This is a genomic window from Faecalibacterium sp. An121 (assembly GCF_002160915.1).
GTDB classification, from domain to species: Bacteria; Bacillota; Clostridia; order Oscillospirales; family Ruminococcaceae; genus Faecalibacterium; species Faecalibacterium avium.
The window spans coordinates 66,672-86,403 of sequence record NZ_NFLM01000001.1 but is presented as its reverse complement, the minus strand read 5'-3'; the positions used below and the strand labels follow the sequence as shown (position 1 = coordinate 86,403).

Genomic DNA, 19,732 nt, shown 5'->3' with positions numbered 1-19,732 from the left:
CCTCCTGCTATGTTTATTTTGGTAAAGTGTACCATAAACCCGCCCCGCGGGGCAAGGCTGAATTTTAACTTTTGGCCTGAGGATAGATGGAGTGGCCCCCGTTGCACAGATAGGACGCCGCGCACACCAGCACAAAGCAGCCGAAATACTCCCCGCCGAACAGCTCCAGCCCCACCAGGATGGGGGCGGCCAGGGTGTTGGTCCCCGCCGCAAACACGGCCGCATAAGCCAGGGCCGCAGCAAGGGGCACCGGCAGGCCCAGAGGCAGAGCCAGGACCGCGCCCAGCGCCGCGCCAATGGTAAACAGTGGGGCTACCTCGCCGCCCTGGAACCCCGCCGCCAGGCACACCGCCGTCAGGCAGAGCTTGGCCAGCCAGTCCCAGGCATACAGGCTGCCCCCTGCCATGGCCGCCGCCGACAGGCCCTCGCTCAGGCCGTTGTAGCGGCTGCCTGTGGCAAAGCCTATGACCGCCACCAGCGCTCCCACCAGCACGATGCGCAGGCATGGATTGGGCAGCCAGCGGCCCAGACGGTCTTTCAGGCCGTGCAGCAGGGCCACAAACAGCCAGCCCGCCAAACCGCAGGCGGCGCCCAGCACCGCCAGCCGCAGCAGGACCGGTCCTGTCAGGGCCGGGGCTGCAATCCCCAGATCCACCGCCGACGGGGCCATCCCCAGCAGCCCGCTGACCGCCGACGCGGTCCATGCGGCCACCAAAGCCGGCAGCAGAGCGTCGTATACCGCCACCCCCGCGCGGAACAGTTCCAGTGCGAAAAATACCGCCGCCAACGGGGTGCAGAACAGCCCCGCAAAACCGGCCGCCACCCCCGCCACCAGCAGGCGGCGCCGGTCCTGCTGCCTTTGCAGGGCCGGCGTCAGAAGGCTGGCCCCCGCCGACGCGATCTGGACGGCCACCCCTTCACGGCCCACGCTGGCCCCCAGCAGGTGGCCCAGCCAGGTAGCCCCTACCGCCAGAGGCACCAGCAGCAGGGGCACGTCCTCCCGGCGGCCTTCTTCCGCATCAAAGACCAGGGCCATGCCCCGGCTGCACTCCTTGCCCCAGCGGGCGTATACCAGCCAGATCACCGCACCGCCTGCGGGCAGCAGCACCAGCAGCCAGGGCTGCGCTTCCCGCAGCGCAGTCACCGCCAGCACACCCCGGCCAAACACCGCCGTCAGCACCCCGGCGATCCCGCCGGCTGCCGCTGCCAGCACCACCAGCAGCGCCTCCTGCCTCGCCCGTTTCAGCCAGCCGCTGACCATCGGGCCCACACGATCCTTCATTTTTCCCACTCCTTTTATTTGAGCCGGCCTGCGCCGGCCATTCTATAAGAAGAATATCACACTACGTCCTGCGGGGCAAGACAGGAAAAGCCTCTGCACGCAAAAAAGACCGCCAGCTCATGCTGACGGTCTTTTGGTCCGAGTGGCGAGAATCGAACTCACGGCCTCTTGAACCCCATTCAAGCGCGCTACCAAAACTGCGCTACACCCGGATATTGCTGTGCGCCTTGCGGCTCACAGCTTCATTATTATACCGGACCGGGCTGGTTTTGTCAAGGGTTTTTTCCCGCTTTTATGCGGCGGTCAGCCGCACCACGCTTTCTGTGCGTTCCACCGTGAAAGAGATGTCCTCGCCGTGGGTGATAGGACCGGGGTCTGTGCCGGCCGCGTCGGGGAACACGATCTCATAGCCCAGCTCGGCGGGAAAGCCGCAGATCGCGGCGGTCACTGCGCCCTCGTCCAGAAAGACCAGCTGCAGCATCCCCTCGCTCTGTGCCTCCCGCAGGTTGTAGCTCTGGGCGCCGATCACCTGCTGGATCTCCTCCACCGGGGTATAAGGCGCAAACGTATACACCTCGTCCCAGCTGAAAGGCACCGCCTGCTCCAGGGTGATGGTGGTGTCGGTGAGGCCGGTCAGGGCCGATTTCAGCTGGTGGTTGTGCCACAGCACCACCGGGCTGCCCAGCAAAGACCAGGCCAGGGCCACCAGGGCCAGCACAGCGGCCGCCGCAATATAAAATCTCTGTTTTCTCGGGTTCATGATGCAGCTCCTCCTTTATGGACAGGAAAATTTGCCGCAGGAGCGCTGCGGCAAATCGGTTCCCGTTTTCAGAATGGGATCTCTTCGTCTTCTTCCGGACCGGCGTCCTCCCACTGGCCCTCCCCTCTCCCCTCAAAGGGGACACCGGGATACGCGGGCAGCGTCTGATTTTCCCAGGGGACGGCAAAGCTCACAGCGCCCACCCACTCGGCCCCTGCATACAGCAGGGCCTGGGCCGCGGCGGACACCGTTGAGCCGGTGGTGATCACATCGTCCAGCAAAAGCACCCGTCGTCCGGCTACCCGGTCGGCGTCTGCCCGGAACAACCCCATGGCGTTGATCACCCGTTCCTGGCCCGAAAGCCCGGCCTGCGCCGTCCCGCGGCGGGTGCGCAGCAGGGCAGCCTCGTCCACCGGGATCCCCAGGCCATGACCCAGCGGGTAGGCCATCAGGGCCGGGACATTATAAGCCCTGCCCCGCCCCGAGGAGGCCATGGGCACGATCAGGTCACAGTCGGTGACCGGGTCTGCCGCAGGCCGCGGGATCTCCACCCCGCCCCGCACATCCACCCGGACCCCAAACATCTGCTGGGCCAGCAGACAGCCCAGCTGCACCGCGATCCAGGGTTTGCGGTCGTACTTTGCCTGGCGGATGGCGCTGCGCACAGTGCCCTCATACCAGAAAGCGGACGCAGCCCAGGCGAGGATCCCGGGCTGGATGCCCGAAAGAGGCAGGTTCCGGCCCTGGGGATGCCGTGCGCGGTTTTTCAGCATACCGGCACAATCGGGGCATTGGGGCATCCAGCCCAACACCTGCCCGCAGAAAGGGCACCGGCGGGGCAGTACAAGCCCGAGCGCCTGCCGCAGCAGGATCTCCGGCCTGGTGTAGCCGCCCAGTCCCGCCCGCATCTCAGTTCTTCCGCAGGGCGGTCAGCACGCGGACCTGATGGCCTGCGGTGCAGGAATCCACCCACCCCACCAGGAAGTAGTCCTGGGAGTTGATGGTGGACAGGGTGGTGGGATAGTAGACGCCCATGTGCCACAGATAGACCTGCATATCGTCGGCGGTCTCATAGCGGGCGCCGCCGGTGGCAGTCACCGAGGCAGCCCCCAGGTCCTGGATCAGGATGGGCTGCAGCTGCACCATCCCACGCACCGAGCCGTTCACCTCATAGCGCACGCCGATGCCGCCCGCCACAACGGGGTACAGCACATCGGTGGTGGAGGTGGTGGCAGAGGTTCCGGTCATATAGGTGTAGTTGGCGCCCCCTGCAATGGTGCCCAGCACGGTGCTCAGCAGGCCGCTGGTGTTGTTGGCCAGCAGGTTCAGCACCAGGCTGGTCAGGTAGCCGGTGTTGCCGGTCACTTCGCTCCAGATATCGTTCAGCAGCGAACCGGTCACCACGCCCGAGGCCAGGCCGGTGACGATCTGCATCAGCACATCGTTGGGCTGGAGGTTGGTCAGGTCATCCAGGACGGAATTGTTGTTGTTGATGCTCCAGCCGGTCAGGCAGCCATAGGTCCAGACATCGCCGGTCACATCGTCCAGCACCAGGCGGGAGATCTCCCCCGCGTCGTTGAGGGCATAGTAGCGGATATCGTTTTCGGACAGGTTCACCCCGTCCAGACGGTCCAGGCGGATGGTCTTGCCGGTGCCGTCGGCGGTGGTGTCCAGGATCTCCACGTCGTTGGCCAGCCTGTAATTGCCCAGGCTGCGGCCCGCGGCGCTGAACAGCCCGCTGACCCCCCGCTCGCTCAGGGAGGCCACGCTCTCCCCTTCGGGGGTGGCGGTGATGGACACCAGCCACCCGGTGGGGTAGCGGAGGTTCTTGTCCACCCGGACGCTGCGCACGGTGCCGTCGGTGCACAGCACACGGACGGTCTGCATGACGTCGGCGCCGTTATCGGTGATGAGGGATTTGCTGGAGGACTGCACTACGCCGTAGTAGCTTTGGTCCACCTCCTCGCCGGTGAGGATCCCCACGGCTACATCTTCCATTCCCAGCAGCAGGGTCACCACCTGGCCCACGCCGCCGCCCGACAGGGAGGAAATGCGGTAGGCCACATCGGTGCTGCCGATCTGGTAGGTCACGCCGGCCACCGTCACCGAGGTGGGGGCGGCGGCGTTGGGGGAGACGGAAGTGATCCGGCCCGAAGCCTTGTTGGTGTAGATCCACAGGGAATTCAGGCTCTCGCTGTAATAGTAGACGTCGTTGATGTTCAGCTGGGCCGAGCTGCTCACCTCATCGTTGCGGTAGACGGTGGTGGGCACGATGGGCAGCACTTCGCCGGCCTGGGCCACGAAAGGTCCCTTCAGGCTGCTGGCCAGGATGGTGGAGGTGTCCACCTGTCCGTCCGAGACGGTCAGGCCGATGGTGTTGCCGTAGGTCGAGCCGCTCTTGTTGGTGGCGGTCAGGGTGTTGTACAGCAGCACGGCGCAGTCGGTGCGGGTCATGGCCTCGCCCTGGCTGCGGGTCAGGCCGCTGCGCAGGCCCAGCTCGGTGGCCTTGCTCAGCTGTGCTGCCGGGAAAGCGCCCGCCAGGTCGGTGGGGGTGAAGCCCAGCAGCCGCAGAGCGGACGCGCAGGCGGCCTCCAGGCTGACGGTGCCCTCGGGGCGGAAGGTGCCGTCGGTGTAGCCGGTCAGCCAGCCCTGCTGCACCGCGATGCGGATGTAGGGAGCGTATGCGGTGGAGCTGTTCACGTCGGTGAACAGGCTGCCCACCAGGATCTGCTCATTCACGGTTTCACGGTAGGACGAGACCATGGTCAGCATCCGGGCGAACTCTCCCCGGGTGACGGGGGCGGCCAGCTCCTCGGCGGTCTGCACATCCAGCACGCCCATGGTGCGGGCGGTCTGGATGGCCACATTGCTGTTGACGGCCGCGGCCGGCAGCGTCAGAATGGGGATCAGGATGCAGACTGCCAGCAGAAGGGACAAAAGTCGTTTCTTCATTTTCGCTTCTCCTCATGTTTCACTCAAGGCGGGGCGCTTATTCATAGCGCAGCGCCTCGATGGGGTTGAGCCGGGCGGCACGGCGGGCCGGCAGATAGCCGAAGATCACACCGATGCCCACCGAGATGCCAAAGGAGACCAGCACTGCGCTGCTGCCCGGGGTAATGGCCACCGATTCCCCCGGCATGATCAGGGGCACAGCCGCCGTGGCTGCCGCCGACAGGGCGTACCCCAGCAGGATGCCGATGACGCCGCCCAGGGCCGAGGTGGTGCCCGCTTCCACAACGAACTGGAACAGGATGGTGCGCTCCCGGGCGCCCATCGCCTTGCGGATGCCGATCTCCCGCGTGCGCTCGCTGACAGACACCAGCATGATGTTCATGATGCCGATGCCGCCCACCAGCAGGGAGATGCCCGCGATCAGGGTCAGGACCATGACCACCATGCTGATGGTCTGGTTCATCTGGGCAAGCAGCTCGCTCATGCTGTATACATAATACGCGTCTTCATCCTCATAAATTGCATACAGGGCCTGTTCCACGGCTGCTTTGGCCTGGTTGGCGTAATTCTCGTCCGCCATGATGACGGTGTAGGTGTCCACCGTGCTCTGCTGGTTGATCTTCATGGCCACCGTATAGGGCACGTAGATGCGGTCATCCTCGCCGCCCTCCTGCAGTTCGGGGTCGTTGCCCTTGGCGGCCAGTACCCCCACGATCTGGAAGCGGTAGGGGCCTACCTTGATGTCCTGTCCGATGGCGTTGCCGTTGAACGCCTCCCGGGACAGATAGTCGCCGATGACGCAGACATAGCGGTTTTCCTTGATATCCATGTACTGCAGGCCGCGGCCGTCCGCGATGGTGTAGTTGGCCATGGAGGTGTAGTCCTCATTGACCCCGTAGACGCCGGTGTAGCGGTAGGTATCCCGGCCCTCCTTGACGGTCTGGCCGCCGGAGACCTGGATGTACGGGGAGATATCCTGCAGATAGAGGGGATTGTCCTGCACCACCTGGTACATATAGTCCACGCTGGCGTTGCGGGAGGAGCCGCGGCCCCAGATGGACACCGACATACTGTTGATGCCCATGGCCGAGAAGCTGTCCCGCACCGACTGGGTCATGCCGTTGCCCAGACCCACAATGACGATCACGGCCGTCACGCCGATGATGATGCCCAGCATGGTCAGGATGGTGCGCATCTTGTTGCTCCAGATGTTCTTGAGCGCCAGAATAAAGGTATCCATCAAGAGCACGGGCTCTCGCCTCCTTCCTGACCCTGGGGGGCCGGGGCTTTCTTCTGGCTGCTCTCCAGCACCGTCTCCAGGATGGGGCTGACGACAAAAGCGTCGGGCGAATGGGCGTCGCCGTCGTAGACGATGCGGCCATCCTCCAGCCGGATGATCCGGGGGGCCTGCACCGCGATGGAGTTGTCATGGGTGATCAGGATGACGGTGTGCCCCTGCCGGTTCAGCTCCTGCAGCATCCCCAGCACTTCCCGGCCGGTATGGGTATCCAGAGCGCCGGTGGGCTCGTCCGCCAGGATCAGGGGCGGATTGCGCACCAGGGCCCGCGCAATGGACACCCGCTGCTGCTGGCCACCCGACAGCTGGTTGGGCTTGCTTTTCAGCTTATCCCCCAGCCCCACCTGCTCCAGCACCGCTTTGGCGCGGGCATGGCGCTGGGCCCGGGGCACCCGGGCGTAGATCATGGGCACTTCCACGTTGCCCAAAAGGTTCAGCTTGGGCAGCAGATTGTACTGCTGGAACACGAATCCCAGCATCTCGTTGCGGATGGCGGCCAGTTCGCTGCGCTTCATCTTGCCCACGTCCCGGCCGTTCAGTTGATAGGTGCCGGCTGTGGGCACGTCCAGGCAGCCGATGATGTTCATGCAGGTGGACTTGCCCGAACCGGACTGGCCCACGATGGCCACGAACTCCCCTTTTTCGATCCGCATGGTGACGTGGTCCAGGGCCTTGACGGTGGTATCGCCCATCTGGTAGAACTTGCACACCTCGTTGAATTCGATCAATGCGCTCATTTACGCCCTCCCAGGGCGGGGACAGGGTTGACCACGCCCGCGATCAGGATGCTGCCGGTGGCCGCATCCGTGGATGTACTGTAATCGTCATAGCTGAAGGTGCTGCTGGAGACATAGCCGATGATGTCCCCTTCCTGCAGGCCGCTGACGATCTCGGTGTAGTTCTGGTCGCTGACGCCGGTCTCCACCTGCACATAAACGTAGCCCTCGGGGGCCGGGGTATCGGCCAGGGCGTTGGCGGCGCTGGGGGACTCGGTGGTCACCAGCACGATGTCGCCCCGCTCCACGGCGGCGTTGGGCACCGCGATGACGCTGGAGGCCTGCTCCACCACGATATCGGCATTGACGTTCATGCCGGGGCGCAGGTCGCCGTACTCATCCACCTGGACGGTGACGGGATAGGTGGTGGTGCCGCCCTGGGTGGTGCCCACCATCGACACACGGGTCACCACGCCGTCAAAGGTGCCGTTGACCGAGTCGGCGGTGACGGTGACGGGCTGACCCACGTTGATCTGGTTGATGTCCAGCTCGTCGATGTTGATGGTCATTTCCAGGTAGCTCATGTCGTAGATGATGCACAGGTCGCTGCCGCTCTCCACCGACTCGCCGGCCTGGCGGTTCTTCTGGATCACGGTGCCGTTGATGGGCGCGGTGATGGTGTAGTTGGCCAGGGTGTCCTCCGCGTTGCGCATCGAGATCTCGCGGCTGCGCAGGCTCTCATAGGCGCTCTGGATGGTCTCCTCCAGGTCGTCGCCCGACAGTTCCAGCACGATGCCGTTCTCGGGCACCTGGCCGCCCTCGCTGATGTAGATCTTGGCCACCGTGCCCGCCGTGGAAGCGGTCAGGGTCCGCTGCTCACGGTAATTGAAGGTGGCGCTGTTGGTGGAGCTGATGCCGTTGATGGTGGCGGTAGCCGACTGGGCGGTGTTCAGCGCGCCGTTGTTGGCGGTGGAGATGGTCACGTTGCGCACCAGCACATTGCCGGTGCTGAGCACGTCGCTGCCCGACACCTCGGTGACGGTGCCCTGCAGCACCTCAAAGGTGCCGTCCAGGGTGATCTGGGCGCTCTGGCCCACCGCAAAATGGGCAGCGTCGGCGGAGGGGAAGGTCAGCTGCAGGACCATCTGGCTGGCATCCTGCACCACGGCCACTTCCTGGCCGCTGGTGACCTCATCCCCCACCTTGACGCTGAGGGTGTAGATGGTGCCCGCCACCGGCGAGCGCACATAGCGGTAATCCGCGATCTGATCGTAGTTGCGCTGGGCCTGCTCCAGGTTGATCTGGGCCTGCTCCACATTGGTGGAAGCATCGCTGTTCTCGATCTGGTACAGCTGCTGGCCGCTGCTCACCTGGTCGCCCTCTTCAAAATCCGAGGAAAGGATCTCGCCCTGCACCAGCGTCTTGACCTTGTAGCTGTTGGCGGCATTCAGGGTACCGGTGGTGCTCAGGGTCTGGGAGATGGTGCGCCTCGTCACGGAGGCCTGGGTATACTCGGGGGCCACCTCGGCGGTCTTGGCGGTGCTGGCGTTGCGGAGTGCAATCACCACCACCAGCAGGACTACAACAACAAGCGGAATGATCCACTTGAGATACTTTTTATACTTGTTCAGGCCGGACTCGGCGGCTGCCGCGTCATCCGCCCGGGGCTGCTGGCCGGCAGGCGCGCCTTTGTTCTTTTTCCAGGTCATGTAAATCTTTCCTCCTGATCTGCTGTCTGTCCCTCCGGCAGGGCGCACAGGCCCCTTTTGCGCCGAAGGATCGCTTTCTTATTATAGCACACCGGCGAATCCAGACAAGCAAAACCACTTTTCTTTCATAAAATTTTTAAAAAGACATCCTTTTACATCGCAATTTTTTCGCCCTATTTTCACACTTTGACTGCATTCTGTTCAGCTGTGCGCGCCAAAAGGGGCCGCCGCATTTCCATGCGGCAGCCCCTGTCTGTCTGCTTGCGCCGGCCGGGCCTATTCCACCGTGACGTATACCCCTGCGGGCACACAGCAGGCCCACTGGCCGGGCTGGTCCAGCCAGCCGAAGTCCTCGCAGACGTGGTCCGGACACTGGCTGTCCAGGAAGGCGATCGCCCCCTGGCTGACCTGCAGGTGGACGACGTAGCCGCCCACCTCGTAGTAATAGTCGTGGTCGGCGTCCAGAGGGATCTGTTCGGTGATCCCCATGCCGAAATCCACCACAGCCCGGCTGGCCCCGGTTTTGTCAGGGCCCAGAGCCAGCCACAACCCACCGGCTGCCAGCAGGACCACTGCGGCAAACACCGCGTTGATCAGCCAGCGGCGGCGGGGCCTGTCAGCGGGTCGCTTCATGCAGCATAGTCGGCAGCCTGCTGGCCTGCGATCCGGCCAAAGACGGTGAAGTCAGCCACGGCGTTGCCGCCCAGGCGGTTGGCGCCATGGACGCCGCCGGTCACTTCGCCTGCCGCATACAGGCCGGCGATGACGCTGCCGTCCCCTGCCAGCACCTGGGTCTGGGGATTGATGGTCAGGCCGCCCATGGTATGATGGATGCCGGCGGTGACCTTAATGGCGTAGTAGGGCGCGGTGTCGAGGGGGTTGGCAAAGCTGGTGCGGCCAAATTCCTCGTCCACGCCGGCTGCAACGGCGGCGTTCCACTTCTCCATGGTGGCGGTGAAAGCGGCGGGATCGACGCCCATGGCGCCGGCCAGCTCCTCATAGGTCTCGCCGGTGACGGTGTAGCCGTTGTTGATGTAGCCCTGGATGACGCTGGAGGCGTCTGCCATGGCCTGGTCGATGATCAGCCAGCTGTAGCTGCCGGTCTGGGCGATCTCGGCGGCCGAGACCACGTCGCGGGTGCCCACCTCATCGGTGAAGCGGTTGCCCTCGGCGTTGACCAGGATGGCGCCGTCGCCGCGCAGGCCCTCGGTGATCAGGGCGGCGGTGTTGGCTTCCACAGTGGGGTGGATCTGGATCTGGTCCATATCCACCGTGCCTGCGCCGATGGCCACGGCCATGTCGATGCCCTGGCCCTGGGCGCCGGCTGCGTTGGTGGTCATGAAGCCGGCCAGGTCGGGCTTGTACTCCACGACCATATCCAGGTTGGCGCCAAAGCCGCCGGTGGCCAGGATGACCGCCTTGGCGTTGACGGTGACGGTGCCGCCGGTCTTGTTGTCGGTGGCCTCGATGCCCACGGCTGCGCCCTCGGCATCGGTGAGGATCTTGGTGGCGGTGGTGTTGAGCAGGATCTCAACGCCCTCCTCCTCGCACTTGTCCTCCAGGCGGGGGATCATGTAGCTGCCCACCGAGATCACCTTGCCCTCGTCGTCCAGGGGGCGGTGGATCCGCTTGACCGATGCGCCGCCGAAGCTGGAGACACTGGGCATATCGATGCCCTGCTCTGCCAGCCAGGCGATGGCGTCCGCCGAGTTGGAGCACAGCGTCTCCACCAGGGCGGGATCGTTGACGCCGTGGCCGCCGATCATGGTGTCCAGCTCCATCAGCTCCACCGAATCAAAGTAGCCCACAGGGTTGGCCTGGTAGTCGGCCCACTGCTGGGCCACCGTCTCGGCCAGGGCGGTGATGGTCTCATTGTCGGCGTAGTCGGCAGCGGCAGCGGCCAGGGTGGCCTCCACGCCGGCCGCCTCATTGAACTCGTTCTTGTCCTGGGCGGGGGTCTTGGTGGCATTCAGGCCGCCGGTGGCCCGCACCGAGTTGCCGCCCACCATGGCCTGGCTCTCCAGAACGACCACGTTCCGGCCGGCCTGGGCGGCGGTGATGGCGGCGGTCATGCCGGCGCCGCCGGCGCCCACGACCACCACGTCGGTGTCAATGACCTTGTCCTCGGCGGTCTGGCCTTCGGCGGCACTGCCGGTGAAGTCGGCAGCGTCCAGGCCGGCGGCAGCCAGAGCTGCGGCCAGAGCCTCGTTGACTGCGTTGGAAGTGATGGTGGCGCCTGCCACCACGTCGATGGAGCCCTTATTGGCCGAGACGATCTCGTCGGGGGCGTTCTCCAGCACCACCGAGCCGATGCCCTCTGTCTCGTCGGGGCCCTCGATGACGCAGCCGGTGATGGCGCCGTCGGTCAGGGTAACGGTAACGGTGACCTCCCCCATGCCCTGGGCGGTGCCGGTGAACTCACCCGACACCCCTGTCGCGCCGGACTGTGCCGAGCCGGCAGTCGAGGAACTGCTTCCACCGCAGCCGGCCAGCCCAAAGGCCATGACCGCCGCCAGTGCAAGCGCAGCGATGCGTTTTCTCATGTCTTTTTTCCTTTCTTCTTTACCTTGAACGGTGTCTGTTCTCCGCAGACACATCCAGCTTGATTGTACAGGATCGTTACCTGTTTGTCAAGCAAGGCCGCGCTTTTGATTTTGTTTTGTAGCTTTTGGGCCGCGCGGTTGGCCGGGGGCCGCCGGGGCGGTGGGCTTGACCAGCCAGATGCACAAAAATCCCCCCATGGCCGCTGCGGCGGCGGCCCAGTGGCGGCCCGCCTCCAGCCCCAGAGCCCCGGCCCCCAGGGGGAACAGCAGACTTCCCACGCTCTGTCCCAGGGCCAGAAAGCCGTAGTTCACCCCGGCGTGGGGCAGCCCGAACAGGTCGGTGGAAAAGGCGGGCAGCACCGCCGCCAGAGCCGAATAGCAGAAGGTCAGCCCCGCATAGACCGCCGCCACCGCCCATCCCCGGGCAAAGGCGAAGCCGGCCGACAGGGCTGCCGACGCCCCGAACAGCACCAGGTCGGTGGGGCGGCGCCCGATCCGGTCGCTGAGCAGGGGCATCAGCAGACGGCCCGCCGTGCTGCCCACGCTGCCCAGCACCACCGCCCACACCGCTTCCCCTTCGCTGAGACCCCGGGCCTGACCCAGCCGCAGGATGATGGGGCTGAACAGCAGCACAGCCGGCGTGGACAGACAGACGGCCGCCGTACACAGCCAATACTGCCGGGTGCGCAGCATCTGGCCGGGCGTGTAGTCGGGGCCCTGGGCCTTCTGCCCCTGTTTCGCGGCGCCGGGCGGGTCGGTCAGGAGGGCGGCGCCGGCCAGACATACCGGCAGCGCCGCCCCCGCCAGGGTCCAGAAGGCCCCGCGGATTCCCCAGCGGGGCACAGTCAGCCGCACCAGCAGGGTCAGGAAAGCCCCCGACAGCCCCGCTGCCGCCCCGGTGATCCCGGTGGCAAACCCCTTGCGCCCCTGATACCACTTCTGGACGCAGGACTGGATGGACGGGTAGAGGAACGCGGTCCCCAGCCCCGCCGGGATGCTGAAGGCCAGCCCCATGGCCCAGCCCGCCTTTGCAGGCAGAAGCGCCGCCCCTGCCAGTCCCCCGCACAGCAGGGCGGTTCCCCAGAGGGCTCCGCACCGGGGGCCGTGCCGGTCCTGCAAAAAGCCGCCCACCACGCACCCCACCCCGTAGGCGGCGATCAGGATGCTGAAGGCGGCGGTGGCCCCCGCCTCCCCCAGCGCGTATTCCTCCATCACCGGCTGCTGGAATATCCCCCAGGCCGCCGGCAGGCCTGTCAGCAGCTGGACAGCCGCCCCTGCCGCCAGGATGGCGCCCGGCCGGGCGGAAGATCCTGCCTTTTTCTGCATCTGTGCCACGCTCCCTTCTCTTGTGGGGCCGGCGGCCCCGCACGGGGCGCCCGCCTGTTTTCCAGGGCATATCGGATACACGTATTCTGGTTGACAAGCCGGCCTGTTATTCTATATAATGAGAGCTACGACCGAACCGGGGCTGCATTTTACCGCCCTTCGTGTGGAAAAGAGAGGGATTCAACAGATGAAAATTCAACCTTTAAAAGGGATGCGGGACCTTCTGCCCGCCGAGCAGGCCCTGCGGGACCACATCCAGGGCCAGATCCTCCAGGTCTACCGGGAAGCTGGCTTTGAGCGGATCTCCACCCCCATGCTGGAAGACATGGAGAACCTGGACAAATCCGAGGGCGGCGAAAATCTGAACCTGATCTTCAAGGTGCTCAAGCGGGGCGAAAAGCTCTCCGCCGCCCTGGAGGAAGGCCGATACGACCAGCTGGCCGACATGGGCCTGCGCTACGACCTGACGCTGCCCTTGTCCCGCTACTACGCGGCCAACCGCAGCGTGCTGCCCGCCCCCTTCAAGGTGATCCAGACCGACCGGGTCTTCCGGGCCGAGCGCCCCCAGAAGGGCCGCCTGCGGGAGTTCGTCCAGTGCGATATCGACATCCTGGGGGACGAGAGCCCCAACGCCGAGGTGGAGCTGATCGACGTCACCGCCCGGGCCCTGCTCCGGATCGGCTTTGCGGACTTCACCGTCAACGTCAACGACCGGCGCATCCTCCGGGGGATGCTGGAGAGCATGGGCTTTGCCCCCGACACTTTGGATTCGGTGTGCATCACCTTTGACAAGATGGACAAGGTAGGCCCCGAAGGGGTCCGGGCCGAGCTGCTGGAAAAGCAGATGCCTGCCGCCGCCGTGGACGCCCTGGCCTCTTTCCTGGCCCAGGGAGACGTCTCCCTGGAGGCGGTGGCCGCCCGCTGCGCCGACCCCTCCATCGCCGACGGCCTGCGGTACGTCCTTGCGACGGCGGGCCGTCTGGCCCAGGGCAAGTACCAGGTGGCCTACTGCCCCAGCCTGGTGCGCGGCCAGGGCTACTACACCGGCATGGTGTTCGAGGTGGTCTGCCCCCAGTTTGCAGGGGCGGTGGCCGGCGGCGGCCGCTATGACAACATGGTGGGCAAGTTCCTGGGCCAGCAGGTGCCGGCGGTGGGCTTTTCCATCGGATTCGAGCGGGTGTGCGGCATCCTGCTGGAGCAGGGCTACCGGATCCCCGGGGCCCGGCAGAAGCTGGCCCTGCTGTACAGGGCCGGGGACGATTTTGCCGCCGTGCTGGCCCAGGCCGAAGCCCTGCGGGCCGAACACAGCGTCACGGTGCTGGCCCAGGGCAAAAAGCTGGGCAAGCAGCTGGCTTCCCTGGAGGCCGCAGGCTTTGCAGGGGCCGCCTTCTTCGGCAAGGACGAGATCAAGTGGTTTGCTGACCGCGCGTAAGGTGATGTCATGATCGTTCTTTCCCTGCAGGGGGGCATGGCGGTGGGCAAGACCACCGCCGCCCGGTATCTGGCCCGGCACGCCCCCGACCTGCACGTCTGTCTGGAGGACAACCGCGCCGTGATCGGCCAGGTGCAGCGGCTGGGTCTGGACAAGACCCGCTGCGACGACTACATCCGGATCCAGCGCCTCTGGCTGCAGCATGAGGTGGACCGCTGGCAGCAGGCCCGGCCGTGGCCCTGCACCGTGATGGACTTCGGGGCGGAGGAGATCGAATTCTACACCCTGCACTATCCCCGCACCATCGGGCAGGACTGGGATGTGGAAGGCCCCCTGGCCCGGGAACTGGCGGCGGTGCGCCGCTGTATGCCCCGGCGCATCCTCTTTTTGGACGCGCCCGACCCGGTGCTGCGCCGCCGCAAAGAGGGGGACGCCGCCCGGGACCGGGGTTTCTTCGAGCACTATTTGCAGGAACTTTTGCCCCTCAAGCGGGCCTGGTTTGCCCAAAAGGACAATGTGGACGTTCTCCAGACTGCCAACATGACCCCCGAGCAGGTGGGGGCGGCCGCCCTGGAGTGGGCCGTCCGCTGGAGCCGCTGAACAGCCAAAACAGACGGGACGCCGTCTCCGGCATGATACCGGGGGCGGCGTCCCGTTTTTGGAAAGGGAGTTCAGGCGTCGGCCTGCTTGTAATTCTGATAGCCCCTGGCGGGTTTTTCCAGGGTGGGCCAGAGCCGGTCTGCCGCTTCCTGCCAGTCGGCGGCATACTGCCGGCATTTGGCGCACAGATGCTCCACGCTTTCCGGGGAGGCCAGGTCGGTGTTATGGGCGCCGGTCCTGTGGACCATCTCCTCCAGCAGCTGGGGATTCTCCAGCATGGGGCAGGGGCGCAGGTGGTTTTGGTTGAAAGGCTGGCCCTCCCGGTAGGCCATGAACAGGGGGCTGCGCAGGATCTCCAGGAGGGAGCTGTCGTGGATGTTGGCGTTGGAATAATGGATAAAGACGCAGGGCTCCGCGTCCCCCGCCGAGTTGATGTGGAAGTAGTTCCTGCCGCCGGCGATGCATCCGCCCACATACTGGCCGTCGTTCTGGAAGTCCATGGGGAAAAACGCGATGGGGCTGTCCTTCGAGCGCAGGTAGCGGATGCGGCGGATCATGTATTCCCGCTGCTCCACCGTGGGCAGCAGGCCGGGCGCAGCATCGCTGCCCACCGGCATATAGTGGAAATAAAAGCCGAACCTGGCCCCCTTTTCGGCGATCATCTCCAGAAAACTGTCGCTGGTCACCGCCTCCACATTGGCGCGGGTGTAGCAGATGGAGGTGCCAAAGGGGATGCCGTGCTGCTTGAGCAGATCCATGGCCCGCATGACGGCGGCGTAGTGGCCGCCGCCCCGGCGGGCGTCGTTGGTCTCGGGGGTGCCCTCGATGGAGAGCATGGGGATGATGTTGCCCAGCCTGGTCAGCTGGTTGCAGAAGGCCTCATCGATCAGGGTGGAGTTGGTGTAGATGGCAAACTCGGCGTCGCTGTGCTTTTCCGCCAGCCGTATGATGTCCGCCTTGCGCACCAGAGGCTCTCCCCCTGTGAGCATATACAGATAGACGCCCAGCTCTTTGCCCTGGGTGAGGATCTTGTCCATATCCTCAAACGAAAGGTTGCTGCGTCCGCCGTAGGTGCCGGCCCAGCAGCCCTCGCAGTGCATATTGCAGGCCGACGTGGGGTCGAACAGGATCAGCCAGGGAATGTTGCACTGGTACAGTTCCCGGTTTTTGCGGATGCTCCTAGTTCCCCGCAGAAAGGCTTCGAACCCCAGGTTGAGAGCGGTCACCCGGGCCACATGGGGGTCCGTCTCGTCCAGCACTCGGTCGATGTAGCGCACCCATTTGTTGTCCGGGTCGCTGAGGGCGGCCCGGGCCTTGTCGTAACTTTCTTCCGGCAGACCGTCCCCCCAGAACTGGCGGGCCCAGTCCACCATCTGCAGGTAGGCTTTCTGCCTGTCTTTGGCGGCATAGCCCAGGGCCATGTCGATGAGGGTCCCGGCGGCGGCGCGCTGCATCTTGTGGGAAAGTGTGTTGATCGCGGTAGTCATCCTACTGCCTCCTCTGTCTGTTTTCTACTCCATTTTTATGCGTAACGGGGATGCACACAGTATAGGCGCAGAGGGTCGGGAACTTCCATGAACAAAAAGGCCGCCGTGATGCTTTTTGCATCACGGCGGCCTACTTGATTCAAACCGGTTCACCCTTCTTCCCGAAGAAATGTTTCGATCACCCGATCGATGCTGCACAGGCACAGCCTGTCGGTGCGGCGGGCCAGGGCCTCCGGCTCTTCCTTCAGGCCGCTGTCGGCCCACTCCAGGATGATGCCGGTGATGGCATGGGCATAAAAGCTCACGATGAAGTCCCGGTCCTCCTGGCTCAGATCCCTGCCGCCAGGCATCTCGTCCAGCACCCCGTTCAGCAGCCGGCACATGGCCTTGCACAGATACCGGTCCAGCGTCTGCCGGTCCACCGACCGGCAGACATTCAGGATCATCTGCCGGTTTTTGCGCAGCTCCTGCAAAATGGCCAGAAAACCGTCCCGCCAGTCCTGGGCGGACATCCTGCCGCTCAGCAGGCGCGCCGCATCCTCTTCAAAGGTCCAGTTGGCCAGGTCATAGATATCATGGAAATGATAGTAAAAGGTCATCCGGTTGACCCCGCAGTGCTGGGTGATGTCACTGATGGTGATTTTATGGAAGGGTTTTTGCAGCAGCAGTTCTTTGAGCGACGCCGCCAGGGCCCGCTTTGTTGTCTGCGCCATCCCGATCACGCTCCTTTCCGCCATGCTTGGCATGGCAACTCTTTCCCACACAGACAGGCGCACTGCCCATCCAAGCGCAGTATAGCGCAAAAATGTAACGAAAGTTTTATCATTTCTCAAAAAACAAAAAAGTCCCGCCGGCCCTAAGACCGGCGGGGCGCTTTGGTTCAAAACGGAACGGCCAGGCCGGCTCAGCGGCGGCCGTGCAGGATGGGAGACAGGGGCTTGTAGATCAGCATGCACAGCGCTGCATCCAGCAGGCCCTTGGCCAGGGTCCAGGGCATATTGAAGATGACCAGGCACTTGATCAGGCTGTCCGCCGAGGGCAGGATGGCCTGGTACATCCCCAGGATGGTCTCCATCGGCATACCGTACAGCACCACATAGGCAGGGTAGGTCAGGAAATAGTTCAGGGGGACGCTGATCACCGCCATGGCCAGCGAGCCGAGTACGGCGCCCAGCACGGCGCCGGCGCGGGTCTTGCGGCGCTGGTACACAAAGCCGGCCACAAAGGCGAACACGGCGCCGAACAGGAAGTTGCACAGCTCGCCCACGCCATTGGTGGAGGAAGCCAGCAGCAGGTGGATCAGGTTCTTCAGCAGGCTGATCAGCACGCCGTACACCGGGCCCAGGGCAAAGGCGCCCAGCAGCTCAGGCAGGTCGGAAAAGTCCATCTGCACAAAAGAGGGCATGATCATGGGGATGGGGAAATCCAAAAACATCAGCACGAAAGCCACGGCGGACAGCATGGCTGTCACCGTCAGCTTGCGGATGCGGTCCCGGTCGCCGGTGCGGATGGGTGTGGTCTGTGTGTTTGCTTGCATTGTCGTTACCTCCCCGGGGCAGCGCCCCGATCAAAAATAGTGGGGAAAGCTCCTTTCCGGAAGATAAACAGAAAACGCCCTGTCCTACCAAAATGGTACAACAGGGCGCAATGACAAGTCAAAAATCAACTGTTCATCGTCTCTTCCATCCAGACTATACTGTCGGCCCCGGAATCACACCGGGTCAGCACTTTGCAGCAAAGTGGTCGCGGGCTCTACCGCCGGTGGGGAATCTCACCCCGCCCCGAAACGAACTTTCTGCCCATAGTATAGCATAAAGCTGGGAAAAAGCAAGAGGGAAAACGGAAGTCACACTTTTCCCCGGCAAGGGTTTGCCTGCGGGGCCGATCTATGCTAGAATAAAAGGGCTGAATTTGTCCCATCCGCCCGAATCAACCCTCAAAGAAAGGAACCATCATGCTTTTTCAGATACAAGACCTGAGCTTTTCCCTGGGGGGCGCCCTTTTGCTGGAAGGCCTTCCCGCCTTTGCGGCCCGGTGCGCCTGCGCCGTCCTGCTGGCGCTGGCGGGATGGCTGGTCAGCCGCTGGCTGTCCCGGTGGCTGTTCCCCCGGCTGCTCCACATCCACTGGCCCTCCCGGGCCGTGAGCATCCTGCTGGGCAGCTTCGTCCGGCCTGCGGCCTATACCGCCCTCCTCACCGGGCTGTATCTGGGCCTTGTCTCCCTGCCCTGGGGCACGGTGCCCGCCCGCCCGCTGTTTTTGACGCTTTACCGGTTTTTCTGCATCCTGCTGCTGAGCTGGGGCCTGTACGGTGCCTCCGAGCTGACCAGCCTGCTGCTCACCACCTCCCGGGATGAGATCCGCACCAGCAAGACGCTGCAGAACGTCCTGGTGAAAGTCTACAAAGTAGTGATCATCCTTTTGGGCATCCTGATGGCTGCCCAGGAGCTGGGCCTGCCGGTGTCGGGCATCATCACCAGCGCCGGCCTCTTTGGCCTGACCATCTCCCTGGCCGCCCAGGACACCGCCAGCAACCTGTTCGGCGGGCTGATGATCCTCATCGAGCGCCCCTTCCAGATCGGCGACTGGATCGTCGTGGGGGACATCGAGGGCACGGTGGAGGACATCAGTTTCCGCTCCACCCGGGTGCGAGCCCTGGACAACTCCCTCTATATCCTCACCAACAGCAACGTCTGCGGCTCCACCGTCAACAACGGCACCGAGCGGACCAAGCGGCTGTACCGCTTCACTTTGGGGGTGGAGTACAGCGCCACCCGCGCCCAGCTGGAAAAGCTGATGGAGGACCTGCGGGCCATGCTCAAGGCCAGCCCCTACACCTACGAGGATTCGGTGATCGTGGAGGTCAGCGGGTTCGGGGCCTCCAGCATCGACCTGTTGGTCTCGGCCTATGTGCGCACCCCCGACGCCGGCACCTTCTACCGGATGCGCAACGACCTGAACCTGGATCTGATGGATGTGGTGCGGGCCGACGGGCTGGATTTCGCTTTCCCCTCCACCAGCGTGTATATCAAGCCGGTGGAAAACAAAAACTGAACCTGAAAGGAGGACCTGCGCTATGGAGATCGAACGCAAATGGATGGTGGAGGGCTGGCCCGACGGCCTGCCCCTGGTAGAGGAGTTCCGGATGCGGCAGGGCTATATCAGCGTACAGCCCACCGTCCGGATCCGGGAGGAGGCCAAGACCGGCGGCCCCACCCGCTATATCCTCTGCTTCAAGTCGGCGGGGGGCCTGGCCCGGGAGGAGATCGAACAGCCCATCGAAAAGAAACTGTTTGACCAGCTGGCCGCCCGGATCATCGCAAAGCCCCTGATCGAAAAGCTGCGCCGCACCTATCTTTTGCCCGATGGCTGCCACCTGGAGGTGAACCATGTGGATGCCGGCCAGCCCGGCGCCTTCTGGTACGCCGAGATCGAATACCCCACCGTGACCGCCGCCCGGCAGTGGGACCCCGCTCCCTGCGGCCTGTCCGGCTACCTGTCCGACGAGGTGACCGGCCAGCCGGGCCAGAGCATGGGCGCCTATTGGGAGCGCACCCGCACCTGAGCGATCTCCCCTTGACTTTTCCCGCACGGTTTGCTATACTGACCCCGTTCTGAATGATTTACCGC

Annotated in this window: 17 protein-coding genes, 1 tRNA gene and 1 riboswitch; of the genes, 4 read left to right on the top strand and 14 right to left on the bottom strand. The window is 64.4% G+C overall.

The window, feature by feature from the left end; translation table 11 throughout:
• Positions 1-64: 64 nt before the first annotated feature.
• From B5E66_RS00345 to B5E66_RS00295, 11 genes are all read right to left on the bottom strand, one after another.
• Positions 65-1,282, bottom strand: coding sequence for a chloride channel protein (locus tag B5E66_RS00345; RefSeq protein WP_087228001.1), 1,218 nt, complete (start codon positions 1,280-1,282; stop codon positions 65-67).
• A 134-nt stretch (positions 1,283-1,416) separates the two neighbouring features.
• Positions 1,417-1,494: transfer RNA gene (locus B5E66_RS00340), tRNA-Pro, on the bottom strand.
• 80 nt (positions 1,495-1,574) lie between these two features.
• A complete protein-coding gene (locus B5E66_RS00335; RefSeq protein WP_087228000.1) occupies positions 1,575-2,042 on the bottom strand; it encodes a hypothetical protein in 468 nt (155 codons plus the stop codon).
• Positions 2,043-2,110: 68 nt separating this feature from the next.
• Positions 2,111-2,950, bottom strand: a complete 840-nt coding sequence (locus tag B5E66_RS00330) for a ComF family protein (protein WP_087227999.1) — start codon at positions 2,948-2,950, stop codon at positions 2,111-2,113.
• A 1-nt stretch (position 2,951) separates the two neighbouring features.
• Entirely contained in the window at positions 2,952-4,994 is a 2,043-nt protein-coding gene (locus B5E66_RS00325; RefSeq protein WP_087227998.1) for an S-layer homology domain-containing protein, read from the bottom strand.
• Between the two features lie 37 nt (positions 4,995-5,031).
• Positions 5,032-6,234 carry an ABC transporter permease gene (locus B5E66_RS00320; protein ID WP_087227997.1) on the bottom strand — a complete coding sequence of 401 codons (1,203 nt, stop codon included), beginning with the start codon at positions 6,232-6,234 and terminating at the stop codon, positions 5,032-5,034.
• On the bottom strand, positions 6,234-7,028 hold the full coding sequence (locus B5E66_RS00315) for an ABC transporter ATP-binding protein (protein ID WP_087227996.1): 795 nt from the start codon (positions 7,026-7,028) through the stop codon (positions 6,234-6,236). The genes B5E66_RS00320 and B5E66_RS00315 overlap by 1 nt, the downstream gene beginning before the upstream one ends.
• Positions 7,025-8,716: an HlyD family efflux transporter periplasmic adaptor subunit gene (locus B5E66_RS00310; protein ID WP_087227995.1), complete on the bottom strand. Its 1,692-nt coding sequence runs from the start codon at positions 8,714-8,716 to the stop codon at positions 7,025-7,027. Before B5E66_RS00310 ends, B5E66_RS00315 begins: the two co-directional genes overlap by 4 nt.
• Before the next feature lie 276 nt (positions 8,717-8,992).
• Positions 8,993-9,349: a NusG domain II-containing protein gene (locus B5E66_RS00305; protein WP_087227994.1), complete on the bottom strand. Its 357-nt coding sequence runs from the start codon at positions 9,347-9,349 to the stop codon at positions 8,993-8,995.
• A complete protein-coding gene (locus B5E66_RS00300) occupies positions 9,346-11,259 on the bottom strand; it encodes a flavocytochrome c (protein ID WP_087227993.1) in 1,914 nt (637 codons plus the stop codon). Before B5E66_RS00300 ends, B5E66_RS00305 begins: the two co-directional genes overlap by 4 nt.
• Positions 11,260-11,346: 87 nt before the next feature.
• A complete protein-coding gene (locus B5E66_RS00295) occupies positions 11,347-12,585 on the bottom strand; it encodes an MFS transporter (RefSeq protein WP_087227992.1) in 1,239 nt (412 codons plus the stop codon).
• Positions 12,586-12,772: 187 nt separating this feature from the next.
• On the opposite strand from B5E66_RS00295, the gene hisS reads away from it, so the two are divergent.
• The gene (hisS, locus tag B5E66_RS00290; protein WP_087227991.1) at positions 12,773-14,017 is read left to right on the top strand and encodes a histidine--tRNA ligase; all 1,245 of its coding nucleotides are present in this window, start codon (positions 12,773-12,775) and stop codon (positions 14,015-14,017) included.
• A 9-nt stretch (positions 14,018-14,026) separates the two neighbouring features.
• Positions 14,027-14,617: an AAA family ATPase gene (locus B5E66_RS00285; RefSeq protein WP_242958047.1), complete on the top strand. Its 591-nt coding sequence runs from the start codon at positions 14,027-14,029 to the stop codon at positions 14,615-14,617.
• A gap of 71 nt (positions 14,618-14,688) precedes the next feature.
• On the opposite strand, the gene B5E66_RS00280 is transcribed toward B5E66_RS00285, so the two are convergent.
• The 3 genes from B5E66_RS00280 to B5E66_RS00270 form a co-directional block, all read right to left on the bottom strand.
• A complete protein-coding gene (locus B5E66_RS00280) occupies positions 14,689-16,104 on the bottom strand; it encodes a radical SAM protein (protein ID WP_087227990.1) in 1,416 nt (471 codons plus the stop codon).
• Between the two features lie 149 nt (positions 16,105-16,253).
• Complete coding sequence (locus B5E66_RS00275) at positions 16,254-16,817, bottom strand: TetR/AcrR family transcriptional regulator (protein ID WP_158098290.1); 564 nt, start codon at positions 16,815-16,817, stop codon at positions 16,254-16,256.
• Positions 16,818-17,008: 191 nt separating this feature from the next.
• On the bottom strand, positions 17,009-17,641 hold the full coding sequence (locus tag B5E66_RS00270; RefSeq protein WP_087227988.1) for an ECF transporter S component: 633 nt from the start codon (positions 17,639-17,641) through the stop codon (positions 17,009-17,011).
• A 133-nt stretch (positions 17,642-17,774) separates the two neighbouring features.
• Positions 17,775-17,897, bottom strand: a riboswitch (FMN riboswitch).
• A gap of 161 nt (positions 17,898-18,058) precedes the next feature.
• On the opposite strand from B5E66_RS00270, the gene B5E66_RS00265 reads away from it, so the two are divergent.
• Together B5E66_RS00265 and B5E66_RS00260 are read left to right on the top strand one after the other, a co-directional pair.
• Complete coding sequence (locus tag B5E66_RS00265; RefSeq protein ID WP_087227987.1) at positions 18,059-19,156, top strand: mechanosensitive ion channel family protein; 1,098 nt, start codon at positions 18,059-18,061, stop codon at positions 19,154-19,156.
• A 22-nt stretch (positions 19,157-19,178) separates the two neighbouring features.
• Positions 19,179-19,667 (top strand): CYTH domain-containing protein, encoded by a 489-nt coding sequence (locus tag B5E66_RS00260; protein WP_087227986.1) that lies wholly within the window; start codon positions 19,179-19,181, stop codon positions 19,665-19,667.
• Positions 19,668-19,732: the final 65 nt, after the last annotated feature.

Bases quoted from the DNA above. Each gene is read 5' to 3' on its own strand.
- B5E66_RS00345 (WP_087228001.1), bottom strand. From the start codon at position 1,282: ATGAAGGATCGTGTGGGCCCGATGGTCAGCGGCTGGCTGAAACGGGCG.
- B5E66_RS00335 (WP_087228000.1), bottom strand. From the start codon at position 2,042: ATGAACCCGAGAAAACAGAGATTTTATATTGCGGCGGCCGCTGTGCTG.
- B5E66_RS00330 (WP_087227999.1), bottom strand. From the start codon at position 2,950: ATGCGGGCGGGACTGGGCGGCTACACCAGGCCGGAGATCCTGCTGCGG.
- B5E66_RS00325 (WP_087227998.1), bottom strand. From the start codon at position 4,994: ATGAAGAAACGACTTTTGTCCCTTCTGCTGGCAGTCTGCATCCTGATC.
- B5E66_RS00320 (WP_087227997.1), bottom strand. From the start codon at position 6,234: ATGGATACCTTTATTCTGGCGCTCAAGAACATCTGGAGCAACAAGATG.
- B5E66_RS00315 (WP_087227996.1), bottom strand. From the start codon at position 7,028: ATGAGCGCATTGATCGAATTCAACGAGGTGTGCAAGTTCTACCAGATG.
- B5E66_RS00310 (WP_087227995.1), bottom strand. From the start codon at position 8,716: ATGACCTGGAAAAAGAACAAAGGCGCGCCTGCCGGCCAGCAGCCCCGG.
- B5E66_RS00305 (WP_087227994.1), bottom strand. From the start codon at position 9,349: ATGAAGCGACCCGCTGACAGGCCCCGCCGCCGCTGGCTGATCAACGCG.
- B5E66_RS00300 (WP_087227993.1), bottom strand. From the start codon at position 11,259: ATGAGAAAACGCATCGCTGCGCTTGCACTGGCGGCGGTCATGGCCTTT.
- B5E66_RS00295 (WP_087227992.1), bottom strand. From the start codon at position 12,585: ATGCAGAAAAAGGCAGGATCTTCCGCCCGGCCGGGCGCCATCCTGGCG.
- hisS (WP_087227991.1), top strand. From the start codon at position 12,773: ATGAAAATTCAACCTTTAAAAGGGATGCGGGACCTTCTGCCCGCCGAG.
- B5E66_RS00285 (WP_242958047.1), top strand. From the start codon at position 14,027: ATGATCGTTCTTTCCCTGCAGGGGGGCATGGCGGTGGGCAAGACCACC.
- B5E66_RS00280 (WP_087227990.1), bottom strand. From the start codon at position 16,104: ATGACTACCGCGATCAACACACTTTCCCACAAGATGCAGCGCGCCGCC.
- B5E66_RS00275 (WP_158098290.1), bottom strand. From the start codon at position 16,817: ATGGCGCAGACAACAAAGCGGGCCCTGGCGGCGTCGCTCAAAGAACTG.
- B5E66_RS00270 (WP_087227988.1), bottom strand. From the start codon at position 17,641: ATGCAAGCAAACACACAGACCACACCCATCCGCACCGGCGACCGGGAC.
- B5E66_RS00265 (WP_087227987.1), top strand. From the start codon at position 18,059: ATGCTTTTTCAGATACAAGACCTGAGCTTTTCCCTGGGGGGCGCCCTT.
- B5E66_RS00260 (WP_087227986.1), top strand. From the start codon at position 19,179: ATGGAGATCGAACGCAAATGGATGGTGGAGGGCTGGCCCGACGGCCTG.